The organism is Pseudomonas sp. NPDC089428 (assembly GCF_044749325.1).
GTDB lineage: Bacteria > Pseudomonadota > Gammaproteobacteria > Pseudomonadales > Pseudomonadaceae > Aquipseudomonas.
In genome coordinates this window covers 414,482-427,404 of the sequence record NZ_JBIVHT010000005.1, presented here as the reverse complement: position 1 = coordinate 427,404, position 12,923 = coordinate 414,482, and the positions used below count along the sequence as shown (strand labels likewise).

The following is a 12,923-nucleotide window of genomic DNA, read 5'->3' as shown; positions in this document are numbered from 1 at the left end:
AAATACTGGGGGCGCTCTGCACCCCTTCGCGGGCAAGCCCGCTCCCACATCATGGACTGCGCTTTACCTGTGGGAGCGGGCTTGCCCGCGAAGGGGCGCGAAGCGGCCCCACAGCCTCAGGAATTGCAATGTCGCAACTGACCACCGACTGGCAGCACCGCCCCACTCACCGCAAGGTCTGGGCGCTGGCCGCGCCGATGATCCTTTCCAACATTTCGGTACCGCTGGTGGCCCTGGTCGACAGCACCGTGATCGGCCACCTGCCCCATGCCCACCAGCTCGGCGCAGTGGCCGTGGGCGCCACGCTGTTCACCTTCATGGTCGGCCTGATGGGTTTCCTGCGCATGGGCTCCACGGGCTTCGCCGCCCAGGCCGCCGGGCGTGCCGACGGCGCGGCGCTGCGCCAGGTGCTGGTGCAGGGCCTGCTGCTGGCCGTGGCCTTTGCCCTGCTGATCGGCCTGCTTGCCCTGCCCTTCAGCCAGCTGGCGCTGCACGCCATGCAGCCGAGCGAGGCGTTGCAGCAATCCACCGAGGGCTTCTTCCACACCCGGCTGTTCGGCCTGCCGGCAGCACTGGCCAGCTATGCGCTGGTCGGCTGGTTCCTCGGCACCCAGAACGCACGGGCGCCGTTGGCGATTCTGCTGACCACCAACCTGCTGAACATCGCCCTCAACCTGTGGTTCGTGCTGGGCCTTAACTGGGGCGTGCTAGGTTCGGCACGGGCCTCGGTGATCGCCGAATGGAGCGCCGCCCTGCTCGGCCTGGCCCTGACCCGCCCGGCCCTGCGCGCCTACCCCGGGCAGATCGCCTGGGCTGCGCTCAAGCGCTGGCAGGCCTGGCGGCCATTGCTGGCAGTGAATCGCGACATCTTCCTGCGCAGCCTGGCGCTGCAGCTGGTGTTCCTGCTGATCACCGTGCAAGGCGCACGCCTGGGCGAAGCCACGGTGGCGGCCAATGCCCTGCTGCTCAACGGGCTGCTGCTCACTGCCTACGCCCTCGATGGCCTGGCGCATGCCGTGGAGGCGCTCTGTGGGCATGCCATTGGTGCGCGGGATCGAGACACCTTGCGCCGCTCGCTGGTGGTGGCCTGTGGTTGGTCGCTGATCACCAGCGTGGGGTTTGCCGGCGTGTTCCTGCTCGGTGGGCACCTGTTCATCGACCTGCAGACCGATATTGAAAGCGTGCGGGCGGCGGCTTATCCGTACCTGCCGTATCTGGCGCTGCTGCCGTTGATTGCGGTGTGGAGTTATTTGCTCGACGGGCTGTTCATCGGCGCGACCCGAGCGCGGGAGATGCGCAATGCAATGTTGCTGTCGGTGCTGATTGCGCTGCCTTTGGGGGTGCTCATGAGTGGGTTTGGCAACCATGGGTTGTGGTTGGCGTTCCTCGGGTTCATGGCGCTGCGGGCGGTGACGCTGGGGTGGGTTGGATGGAAATTGAACATGCAAGGCAAGTGGATAGGGGAGCAGGAGAACACAATATGAAAGAATTGCTCAGTTGACTGGACTAGATGGCTCAAGCCAAAAAAGACCTCTGCCCACGGAGGGGTAATCACCTTAGCCATGCCATGAGCAGGGAGCCATCATGTACCCACCACCCGCACCTTCTGGCGTCTGTGTAATAAGCAATATGCATGCTGCCAGTCGAGAGCGTCATTACTTCAAAAATGGTGGAACCGGCTTTTTAATATCATGGTTCTATTCCAAGGTTCGAAATCGAGGTGACTGGGATTACAAGCAACAAGGAAGGGAGTATGAGGCATTGGGAAATTTCAATTACGGCGCAGCTGGAACTGCTGCTGGTCTCTCGGAAGAGTTCTTGTTGAGAGGTGCCGGGTGGGCTCAAAGCCGTGCAGGCACCAGTAACTCTACATTTGGCTCATGGTGGGGAGACCCGCCTTACGGTGACGATCCCGAAGATCAGGAATGGATCAAGGCAGGTATCAGATATGCGAAGACGTTCGGCTACTAAATGGCTGATAGCCGCCCTGTTTCTGCTCTCCCTCGGACAATCCCTATGGTTTCTCACCTCGAGCTCCAAACCTGTGTTGACCAAGGTTGTTTCTGTCACCCCTATTGGCAAACACAGCGCAGTCTATGAAGTGCTAAGTAATGACGGTGGCGCGACGGTGCCGCTGATTTATTTGTACTTTGTGGCTGAACAAACTCAGCGAGAGGAGCAGGTACTACCGAATCTAGAGCGACTTACACCTTTTCTGGTGACACGGCAATCTGGCGCGATAGAGCACGTTGAGGGTTTGAAAATAGCGGCCCGAACTCAGGATACGGTGTACAGCTACTCGAGCACATCGATTCTCAAAGAGAATGGTGCTGTTGTGCCAATCACTATCGAGCTCACGGCAACAGCTCAGCCAAAGTAGAAAAAGAAGGGGCCGCATAGCGGTCCCACTTTCAGTCAGGAAGTTACTTGCTCGACGGGCTGTTCATCGGCGCGACCCGGGCGCGGGAGATGCGCAATGCAATGTTGCTGTCGGTGCTGATTGCGCTGCCTTTGGGCGTGCTCATGAGTGGGTTTGGCAACCATGGGTTGTGGTTGGCGTTCCTCGGGTTCATGGCGCTGCGGGCGGTGACGTTGGGGTGGGTTGGGTGGCGGTTGAAGCAGAAGGGTCTGTGGGTTGTCTGAGCTCTCGGAGCGCATGCCTTGCGTTGTTGGGGGCGGCACAGATCGAGCGCCGCCCGCGCGGCGCTCGGTCTCATAGGCGCTGAAGGTGCCCCGGCGGACACCTAGCGGTCAGGACGAGAGGTAGGACGAGCGCGTCAGCCCCAGGCGCAACGCATCGAGGAACTGGGTCCGCTCGCGCGCGCTGATCTTGGCGCTGGCCACCTTGTCACGGTAGTGCGTCATCAACTCCTCCGGCGACAGGTGCACGTAACGCAGCATGTCTTCGATGGTGTCGTGGGTCTCGATACCGGCGTGGTACACGCTGCCATCGGCGTTCTGGTAGATGTTCACCGAGTCGGTGTCACCGAACAGGTTGTGCATGTCGCCGAGAATTTCCTGATAGGCACCGACCAGGAACACGCCCAGCAGGTAGTCCTCACCTTCGTTGACCGCGTGCACCGGCATGCTGGTCTCGATGCTCTGCTCGTCGACGTACTGGTTGATCTTGCCGTCGGAGTCACAGGTCAGGTCCTGCAGCACTGCGCGGCGCATCGGCTCCTCGTCCAGGCGGTGCAACGGGATGATCGGCAGTACCTGGCCGATGGCCCAGGTGTCCGGCAGGCTCTGGAACACCGAGAAGTTGCAGATGTACTTGTCGGCCAGCTTGTCGTTGAGCTCATCCAGTACCTGGCGGTGCGAGCGCTGGCGGGCCTTCAGCGAGTTGTGCAGGCGGCGGCACACGGCGAAGTAGCACTGCTCGGCCAGGGCCTTCTCGGCCAGGCTGATCTTGCCATCGGCGTACTGCGCGGCAACGTCGCCCAGGTAGTGGGTGGCGCGCCAGTAGGTCTCGGTGACCATCTCGATGTCGGTCGGGCCAAGCAGGTCGACCAGCCATTGTACGGTTTCCGGCAGGGCTTCCTTGTTCTCGATGGTCGGCACGTCGTCGTTGTGCTTCTCGACATCGGTCACCTGGATCACCAGCATCGCGTGGTGCGCAGTCAGCGAACGGCCGCTCTCCGAGAAGATGTGCGGGTGCGGCAGGCCCTGCGCGTCGCAGAACTCCTTGAGCATGCCCACCACCACGCCGGCGTAGTCATCCATGTCGTAGTTGATCGAGCTGGCGTTGCGCGAGTGGGTACCGTCGTAGTCCACGCCCAGGCCACCACCGACGTCGATATGGTCGACCGGCAGGCCCAGCGCGCGCAATTCGCCATAGTAACGGATGGCTTCCTTGAAACCGTGCTGGTAGTCGGCCAGGTTGGCGATCTGCGAGCCCATGTGGAAGTGCAGCAGGCGGATGCCCTGGTCCAGGCCGGCATCGCGGAAGCGCTGCACCACCGAGATCAGCTGGGCAGCGGACAAACCGAACTTTGACTTCTCGCCCCCGGTGTCAGCCCACTTGCTCGAAGCCAGCGACGACAGGCGCACGCGCAGGCCGACCTGTGGCTTGACCTTGAGCTCGGCGGCCTCGTCGATCACCAGGGCCACTTCCGACTCTTTCTCGATGACGATGAACACGTTGTGGCCGAGCTTCTGGCCCATCAGCGCCAGGCGGATGAACTCGCGGTCCTTGTAGCCGTTGCAGACGATGGTGCCGCCCTTCGGCGCCAGCGCCAGTACTGCCAGCAGCTCAGGCTTGGAACCGGCTTCCAGGCCGATCGAGACGTTCTGCGTGGCGATGATGTTTTCCACCACCGCTTCCTGCTGGTTGACCTTGATCGGGTACAGGGCGGTGTACTGGCTCTGGTATTCCAGGCGCGCGATGTTGGCATCGAAGGCACCGGTCAGCTGGCGCACGCGGTCCTGAAGGATATCGGGGAAGCGCACCAGCAACGGCAGCGACAGGCCGCTCTGGCGCAGCTCGTCGACCTGCTCGAACAGGTCGATCGGCGCGCTGCTGGGGCCGTTGGGGCGCACTTCGACGCGCCCGGCTTCATTGATGGCGAAATAACCAGCGCCCCAATGGCGGATGCCATAAACACTGCGGCTGTCGGCCACGGTCCATTGGCTACCATCGTCTTTGCGTGTGCGTCGTACGGACATTCAAGTCCCCTATAGATAAGTCCAAGACACTGCCCCACAAGGAGGCGGGCGCAGTGTAAAAGCCGAAAATGACGATTCGTCCGTGCCCTGGGGTAGACCCTGGTCACGGGAACGAGTTTAGAAAGCGTTGGGCAAAAAATCGCGGGGGCGCATCAGCCGCCGGACTTTTTCGCCTTGAAGCCCTGTTTGATCAGCTCGGCGATCAGCAGCTCGACGTGATCGCCCTGGATCTCGATGACCCCATCCTTCAGCGCACCGCCGGTACCGCAACGGCGCTTGAGGGTGGTGGCCAGCTCCTTGAGCTGGTCGAGCGGCAGCGGCACGCCGGTGACGGTAGTCACGGTCTTGCCACCACGGCCTTTGCTTTCACGGCGCACACGGGCGATGCCATCACCTTCGGGGATGACTTGCTGCTTGCAGGTGCAGGCGTCCACCGGCTGGCCACAGTCGGGGCAGTGCCGACCGGCATCGGTGGAGTAAACGAGACCGCCAAGGGCGGCGAAGGAAGAAGCTTTCTTGGCCACTTTTGTTCCTCTGTGCTGAGGACAAAAACTGGTCGACGGGAGCCGACCGCGAAGCCCCACTCTGGCAGGGGCGGCGCTACCACCGCAAGATCCTGCGGCAGCCCGAAAAGGGCGCGCAGTGTAACGATAAATCTGGCTGTTGCTAAGTACTGGAATGCGCCATTTTTCGAATGTTTTGCGACCCCTTCGCGGGTAAACCCGCTCCCACAGGTACCGCGCAGCTTCCACGGCCTGTGAAATCCCTGTGGGAGCGGGTCTACCCGCGAAGGGGCCGGCATGGCCCACGCATCTATTCGAGGCTTGCTTTATAGCGCTGCAACGCCGCCAACGAGTCCGGGCAATACGGCTTCGTCAGGCTTTCTTGCTCAGCCTGTTCCAGGCCAATGAAGCGCGCCTCGATCACTTCTTCCGGCTGCAGCCGCAACGGCGCATCCGAAACTGCCGAGTACACCGCACACCACAAGCGGTTATCCGGCTGGTCGAAGTAGAACCGTTCATGAAAGCGCAACTCCACCCCGTCGATCCCCAGTTCCTCGGCCAGCTCACGCGCCGCCGAATCAGCATACGCCTCCCCCGCCGTCACCATGCCGCCTGCCGCCACATCCCAATACCCCGGGTACAGCGCCTTGCTCAGGGTGCGCCGGTGCACGCACAGCTCACCGGCGCTGTTGAACAGCAGGATGAACGTGCAACGCCCGATCAGGCCGCGCTCGCGCAGTTCGGCGCGGGGCAAGGCCCCCAGCACCTGGTCGGCTTCGTCCACCCAGGTGACCAGTTCGCGGTCGGAAGCCGCCCGGTGGGCGGCCTCGTTTGGGCTGATAGCCATCATCAACCCTGCGACAGCAGCTGACGCAGGTCGATGACCGCGGCGTTGGCCCGGGAAATGTAGTTGGCCATGACCAGCGAATGGTTAGCCCACATGCCGAAGCCACTGCCGTTGAGCACCATCGGGCTCCACAGCGGTTCCTGCGAGGCTTCCAGTTCACGAATGATCTGGCGCACGCTGACCGTGGCGTTCTTCTTCGCCAGCACGTCGGCGAAGTCGACCTCGATGGCACGCAGCAGGTGCGACAGCGCCCAGGCCTGGCCACGGGCTTCGTAGAACACGTTGTCGATCTGCAGCCACGGGGTTTCCACCAGCTCTTCATCTACCTGCGGCGCCTGGCCGGCGACCACCGACTCGGTCTTCAGGGTAGTGTTGAGCTTGACCCGGCCAACGCTGGCCGACAGGCGCTGCGACAGCGAACCCAGGCGGGTGGCGACGTCACCCAGCCAGTTGTTCAGGTTGTCGGCACGAGTGTAGAAGATCGCGCCCTTGTCGCCGGCAGCCAGACGGGTCTGGTAGCGGGTCAGGGACTTGATGCCCTCTTCGAACTCCGACTCGCTCGACGGCAGGATCCAGCTCTTGTTGTCGAAGTTGAAACGCGGCTCGGCTTTGGCCAGGTCGGCGTCTTCGGTGGACTGCGACTGCGAACGGGCGAAGTCCTTGCGCAAGGCACGGGACAGGTCGCGCACCTGGACCAGCACGCCATATTCCCAGCTCGGCATGTTGTCCATCCACAGACCTGGCGGGAAGCGGTCGTTGGAAATGTAGCCACCCGGTTTGTTCAGCAAGGTGCCGGCCACGGTCTTGAGGGTTTCGATCGTTGTGTAGCCCACCACCATCTGCTGGCCAGTGCGCTCGGCTGCGGCCTGAGCGTTCTGCTGCACCGGGAAGAGCTTCGGCTCCTGGCTCCAGTACCAGCCCAGGCCGATACACACCAGCAGGTACAACCCGATCAGAGTCCCCAGGGCACGGCTCCAGAGGCCGCCAAGGTAGCTACGGGCGGCGGCGCCACGGCCATCGACACGCTCGCGGGGCTCGGCTTTGGCCTCGCGGTTTTTCCAGTCCAGCATGGCTTTGTCCTTAATCAGTCACGACGGTTCAGGGCTTGGACCACAGGCCTGCGCCAGGGTGCCACGGCAAGCCCGCGTCGCAGCACTATAAAGCAGACACCGCCGTACGCATAAGCGACCAATGAGTCAGTAACTGAATATTCGTTCGCAAGCCTTTGTTGACGCCGGGCACGTGCGAATGGAAAAAGGGGTGCTAGCATACAGCCATCATCGAACCTGCATAGCCCACTAACAAGTAGCCAGGACATGACCCAAGCCGCAGAGCCGAGCCAGGAGCGCCTCTCGCAGGAGCTCGAACAGCTGTTGCAGCGCCTGTCGCGTACGCGCCTGCGCCACGGCGACCTGCCCGATCAGCTGGAGTTGCCGCCTGCGCGCAAGCCGGTGTACCTGCTGCTGCACGACCATGAGCGCGCCGAACGCCTCGCCCAGCAGCTGGAGTTCTTCGGCCTGAGCGCGCAGCCGCAGCCCTGCGCCAGTGCGTTTCTGGCGTCACTGGCCGAGCAACCTCCGGCGGCCATCGTCATGGATGTCGACTTCTCGGGCCCCGGTGCCGGCCTGCCGTTGGCGGCACTGGCCCAGCAGGGCCTGGCGCAGCCCATACCGTTACTGTTCTTCAGCCTGCACGAAGCCGATACGCCGACCCGCCTGGCCGCCGTGCGCGCCGGCGGCCAGGCGTTTCTGACCGGTACGCTGGAGGCCTCCAGCCTGCTGGAAAAACTCGAAGTCATGACCAGTACTGCCCAGCAAGACCCCTTGCGCGTGCTGATCATCGACGATTCACGCACCCAGGCCCTGCATACCGAACGGGTACTGGCCAGTGCCGGAATGCTGACCCGCAGCCTGAACGACCCGATCGGCGCCATGGCCGAGCTTGCCGACTTCCAGCCCGACCTGATCATCCTCGACCTTTACATGCCGACATGTTCGGGCCCGGAACTGGCCAAAGTGATTCGTCACAATGACCGTTACGTCAGCGTGCCGATCATCTACCTGTCCGCCGAGGACGATCTGGACAAGCAGCTCGACGCCATGAGCGAAGGCGGCGATGACTTCCTGACCAAGCCGATCCGCTCACGCCACCTGATCACCACCGTGCGCAACCGCGCTGCCCGCGCCCGCCACCTCAAGGCCCGCATGGTCCGTGACAGCCTGACCGGGCTGTATAACCACACCCACATCCTGCAACTGCTCGAAGACTGCAGCTACCGTGCCCGGCGCGAGCGGCAGCCGCTGAGCTTCGCCATGCTCGACATCGACCATTTCAAGAAAATCAACGACCGCCACGGCCACCCCATGGGCGACCGGGTGATCAAGAGCCTGGCACTGTTCCTCAAGCAACGCCTGCGCAAGACCGACTTCATTGGCCGCTATGGCGGAGAGGAGTTCGCCATCGTCATGCCCAACACCTCGCTGAAAGCCGCGCACAAGGTGCTGGACGAAATTCGCCGGCGCTTTGCCGAAATCCTGTACCCGGCGCAGCCGGAGGACCTGCAGTGCACCTTCAGCGCCGGCGTGGTACAGCTGGACGATGAGCTGGATGCGCTGAGCATGGCCAGCACGGCGGATGAGGCGTTGTACCGGGCCAAGCATGCGGGGCGTAACTGCGTGGTCCGCGTCGAGCCGTAACCGTCGCGGGCAATAGCTCATCGCCACCATCGTCATCACCTGGTAACAGATTCGCCATAAATTCAGGCACCTATCTCTCGACTCCCCCGCAGGAAGTTCGCGGCTATGCGCCTGAAGTGGCTGACCAATTTCAATACCCTGTTGCTGGTGACCGTGTGTATCGCCCTGGGTGCGACCTTGTGGTGGTCGCAACGTGCCCTGGAGCGCCCCTACCAGTTGATGGAGCGTTACCTGGGCTTGTCGCAGCAGTTCCAGAACCAGACAGCGCGCAACATCCAGGCTTACCTGGGCAGTGGCGACGCCTTGCGCCACAGCGCTGCCGTCGAGGCCAACCAGCAGCTCGCAGCCTCACTGAGCGGCTGGCCGCCCGCGCTCGCGGCCCAGCTGCGCCCGAGCCTGGACACCCTGCAGGCCTTCACCGCCACTGAACTGCTCGCCGCCGGCAAGCTGGCCGGTGACCCGCAGGCCCTGTTGCTGCAGGCCGAACGCGAGCTGGGGGCCAACTTCGAACAGTTGGCCGCCTATGCCCGCGACAGCGCCAGCAGCGAGGCCAACCGCTACCTGCTGCCACTGCTCGACGCCAGCGTGCACCTGGGCCGCCTGTCGCTGGCCCGGGACAAACTGGTCAGTAGCGGCCGTGCCGAGCTGGCCGACGAAGTCGAGCGCGAATTGCAACTGATCCGCACCCAGGCCCAGGTCATCGACGGCCTGCCACTGCTGGGCGTGACCCGGACCGCCGAATCCAACGCCGACGACTTCGCCGCCATGATGGGCCTGCAATCCCAAGCCAGCGCGCAACAGGAAGACGTGGCAGTCGCCCTCAAGCGCGAGTTGCAAAGCCTGCTCAACCGCTACCCTGCCGAACTGCAACGCACCCGCGAGCAGATCGAGCGCCGCATGGCGCTGGCTGCCAGCACCAACCAGCGGCTGGAAGCCGTGCAACAGGCCATCGCCGCCCTGGAGCCGGAGGTACGCGGCCAGCACGCAGAAATTGCTGGCGAGGTGCGCATCATCCAGGGGCTGATGATCGGCCTGATCCTGCTGATCGCCCTGCTCATCGATACCTTGCAGCGACGCCTGGCCCGCACCCTGACTGGCCTTGCCCCGGCGCTGTCGCGCTGGGCCGAAGGCGATTTTGCCGCGCCAATCGCGCTGGGCAAGACCAACCGCGAGCTACACGATATCCAGGAATCGCTAAACCGCCTGCGCCAGTACCTGGTGGAGCTGGTCGGCACCATCCGCCACAACGCCGAACAGGTCGCTGGCAGCAGCCACGCCCTGGCCGGCATGAGTGCCGCCCTGCATGACGGTGCCGAGCGCCAGGCCGGCGATACCGGGCAGATTCGCGATGCGCTGGGCGAACTGGAAGCCACCATCCAGCAAGTGGCCGGCGACGCAAGCTCCGCTGCCGATGCCAGTCGCGATGCCGGGCGCGCGGTGGAACAGGGCCAGGCGGTGATCGGCCAGAGCCTCTCGGGGCTGCGGGCGCTGGTCGACGAGGTGCAAGGGAATGCACGCATGATCGAACAGCTGGCCGAAGAGTCGGCCACCATCGGCGGGGTGCTGACCGTGATCCGCTCGATCGCCGAACAGACCAACCTGCTGGCTTTGAATGCCGCCATCGAGGCCGCCCGTGCGGGCGAGATGGGCCGTGGCTTCGCAGTGGTGGCTGACGAGGTGCGCTCACTGGCGCAGCGCACCACCGGGGCGACCGGCGAGATCCAGGCGCTGATCGACCGCCTGCAGCAGGCGGCGCGAGAGTCGGTGGCCGGGATGCGTACCCAGCTCGAACATGCCGAAGCCACCGCCAACCAGGCCCAGGCCGCGGATGGCGCGCTGGATGAAATTGTCAGCGCGATCCGCACGATCGCCGACACGGCGGTGCGGATTGCCGATGTCACGGCGCAGCAGAGTGGCGCGGTGAGCGAGATTCGTGATCACAGTGAACGGATTCACGAATTGGGTGAGGACAACCTGCAGCGCATTGGTGAAGGGCGTGAGCAAGGTGAACAGCTGCTGAGCCTTGGTGGGGCATTGAGCAAGGCGGTGCGGGCCTTCAGGGTCTGAGTTCACCAGTTCTGGCCTCTTCGCGGGCAAGCCCGCTCCCACAGGGTTACCGTGGCCTCGAGTGCCGTGGGGTACCTGTGGGTGCGGGCTTGCCCGCGAAGTGGCCAGAACTGGCGACACTCAACCCAGCGGCCATGTGTCGCCCTTTAGCCTCCCACCCTTTCAACCATCACCAACTCCGCTATCATGCGGGCACGTTCCACCTCGCGAGTCCGCCATGCGCCGCCTGTTTTTCCTGCTGTTCCTGCTGCTGGCCAGCCCTGCTTTCGCCTCGGGCCTGCTCGACAACCGCCCCAGCGCCACCCTCGGCGCCGCTTCGCTGTCCAACAACGCCGACTTCCTGCCAGTGCACGAAGCCTTCAAGCTCAGCCTGGTGCAGGCCGACGCGCAGACCCTCAAGCTGCGTTTCGTCGCCACCGACGGTTACTACCTGTACCGCCATCGCTTCAACTTCCGCACGGAGCCGGCCGACATCGCCCTCGGCACGCCAAACATCCCCAAGGGCGAGGCCAAGCACGACGAATTCTTCGGTGACGTCGAGGTGTACCACGGTGTGCTCGACATCGAGATCCCGCGCACCGACGCCCGTGCCTTCACCCTGCTGGTGGGCTACCAGGGCTGCGCCGACAAAGGCCTGTGCTACCCGCCGGAAACCGAGCGCCTGAGCATCGATGGCGAAGGTGCTGCCGCAGGCACCGCCTTGCCTGCGAGCGGCGAACAAGGCTGGAGCTGGAAATCGCTGCTGCTGTTCTTCCTCGCCGGGGTCGGCCTGACCTTCACCCCCTGCGTGCTGCCGATGCTGCCGATCCTCTCCGGCGTGGTCCTGCGCGGGCAGGTTGGTGGCCTGCGCGGCCTGGCCCTGTCGCTGGCCTACGTGCTGCCGATGGCCGCCAGCTTCGCCGTGCTCGGCGCGCTGATGGGCCTGTTCGGCGCCGGGCTGAACCTGCAGGCACGCCTGCAGTCGGCCTGGGTACTGGTACCTTTCGCATTGTTCTTCGTGGTGTTCGCCCTGGCCATGTTCGGCCTGTTCGAGCTCAAGTTGCCGCAGGCCCTGAGCAACCGCCTGAATAACGTCGCCAATCACACCCGGGGCGGCTCGCTGCTCGGTGCCGCGGTGCTCGGCGTGCTTTCCAGCCTGCTGGTCTCGCCCTGTGTGTCAGCGCCGCTGGCCGGCGCCTTGCTGTACATCAGCGCCAGCGGCGATGCCGTGGGCGGCGCGCTCAAGCTGTTCGCCCTGGGCCTGGGCATGGGTGCCCCCTTGCTGCTGATTGCCACGGGTGGCGCGGCCTGGTTGCCGAAGAGCGGCCCTTGGCTGAACACCGTGAAAAACGCCATCGGCGTGCTGCTGCTGGGCCTGGCCATCGGCCTGCTCAGCCGCGTGCTGCCAGGGCCGGCAACCTTGCTGCTGGTCGGCTTCCTGGCGGCTGGCGTGGCGCTGTTCCTGGGTGCCCTGGAGTTCGTGGTCAAAACACCACGCCAACGCCTGGCACAACTGCTCGGTCTGGCATTGCTGGTGTATGCCCTGGCCTGCTGGTACGGCGCCCTGAACGGCCAAGGCGACCCGCTGCGCCCATTGCCAGCCCCCGTCACGGCCAACGCCAACAGCCAGGCGGCGGCCACATCAGGTGCCTGGCAGACCGTGACCACACCGGCCGCGCTGGACGCTGCCTTGGCCGAAGCCAAGGCAGCCGGTCAACCGGTGCTGCTGGACTGGTACGCCGACTGGTGCATCAGCTGCAAGGTGATCGAGCACGAGGTGCTGAACGCGCCACAGGTTCAAGGGCAGTTGAACGCCTTCAAGCTGCTGCGCTTCGACATCACCCAGAGCAGCGCCGAACAGCGCACGCTACTCGACCGCTATCAGCTGTTCGGGCCTCCGGCGCTACTGTTCTTTGCCGCGAACGGCGGCGAAATGACCACCGATCGGGTCATTGGCGAGATAAACGCCGGGGAATTTGCGCAGGTTTTGACGCGCGTGCGCGGCAAACTCGGTCTATAACTTCCCGCGTGCCGGGAAATTTCGCCAAATGAGTGACCGGATTTAATTATTTGGTCACATACTTCGCGCGAACCTCGGGCAACGTGCTGGCTATTGCCGGGAACTGGACACTTGCCGTCGCTTTGCGGCACACTCGCCGCGCTGTG

General features: G+C 64.0%; 10 protein-coding genes and 1 pseudogene. 7 read left to right on the top strand and 4 right to left on the bottom strand.

Going from position 1 to position 12,923, the window contains the following annotated elements; all coding sequences use genetic code 11:
• Positions 1-128 precede the first annotated feature (128 nt).
• From ACIPZ5_RS13090 to ACIPZ5_RS13075, 4 genes and pseudogenes are all read left to right on the top strand, one after another.
• Positions 129-1,484, top strand: coding sequence for an MATE family efflux transporter (locus tag ACIPZ5_RS13090; protein ID WP_400809014.1), 1,356 nt, complete (start codon positions 129-131; stop codon positions 1,482-1,484).
• A 100-nt stretch (positions 1,485-1,584) separates the two neighbouring features.
• Positions 1,585-1,971, top strand: a complete 387-nt coding sequence (locus ACIPZ5_RS13085) for a polymorphic toxin type 44 domain-containing protein (protein WP_400809011.1) — start codon at positions 1,585-1,587, stop codon at positions 1,969-1,971.
• Complete coding sequence (locus ACIPZ5_RS13080; protein WP_400809008.1) at positions 1,949-2,380, top strand: hypothetical protein; 432 nt, start codon at positions 1,949-1,951, stop codon at positions 2,378-2,380. The genes ACIPZ5_RS13085 and ACIPZ5_RS13080 overlap by 23 nt, the downstream gene beginning before the upstream one ends.
• 41 nt (positions 2,381-2,421) lie before the next feature.
• Positions 2,422-2,643 (top strand): annotated as a pseudogene (locus ACIPZ5_RS13075) (MATE family efflux transporter); the annotation flags it as partial.
• Between the two features lie 108 nt (positions 2,644-2,751).
• Here ACIPZ5_RS13075 and speA read toward each other — a convergent pair.
• From speA to ACIPZ5_RS13055, 4 genes are all read right to left on the bottom strand, one after another.
• Entirely contained in the window at positions 2,752-4,665 is a 1,914-nt protein-coding gene (speA, locus tag ACIPZ5_RS13070; RefSeq protein WP_261942542.1) for an arginine decarboxylase, read from the bottom strand.
• Positions 4,666-4,817: 152 nt separating this feature from the next.
• Positions 4,818-5,189 (bottom strand): translation initiation factor Sui1, encoded by a 372-nt coding sequence (locus ACIPZ5_RS13065; protein ID WP_027920822.1) that lies wholly within the window; start codon positions 5,187-5,189, stop codon positions 4,818-4,820.
• Positions 5,190-5,478: 289 nt separating this feature from the next.
• A complete protein-coding gene (locus tag ACIPZ5_RS13060; protein WP_261942541.1) occupies positions 5,479-6,015 on the bottom strand; it encodes an NUDIX hydrolase in 537 nt (178 codons plus the stop codon).
• Between the two features lie 2 nt (positions 6,016-6,017).
• Positions 6,018-7,085, bottom strand: coding sequence for a DUF2333 family protein (locus ACIPZ5_RS13055; protein ID WP_343598305.1), 1,068 nt, complete (start codon positions 7,083-7,085; stop codon positions 6,018-6,020).
• Between the two features lie 246 nt (positions 7,086-7,331).
• Here ACIPZ5_RS13055 and ACIPZ5_RS13050 point away from each other — a divergent pair, with 246 nt between their 5' ends.
• From ACIPZ5_RS13050 to ACIPZ5_RS13040, 3 genes are all read left to right on the top strand, one after another.
• Complete coding sequence (locus ACIPZ5_RS13050) at positions 7,332-8,711, top strand: diguanylate cyclase (protein ID WP_343598303.1); 1,380 nt, start codon at positions 7,332-7,334, stop codon at positions 8,709-8,711.
• Positions 8,712-8,816: 105 nt separating this feature from the next.
• On the top strand, positions 8,817-10,778 hold the full coding sequence (locus tag ACIPZ5_RS13045) for a methyl-accepting chemotaxis protein (RefSeq protein ID WP_400809003.1): 1,962 nt from the start codon (positions 8,817-8,819) through the stop codon (positions 10,776-10,778).
• Positions 10,779-10,995: 217 nt separating this feature from the next.
• Positions 10,996-12,777: a protein-disulfide reductase DsbD gene (locus ACIPZ5_RS13040; RefSeq protein ID WP_400809002.1), complete on the top strand. Its 1,782-nt coding sequence runs from the start codon at positions 10,996-10,998 to the stop codon at positions 12,775-12,777.
• Positions 12,778-12,923: the final 146 nt, after the last annotated feature.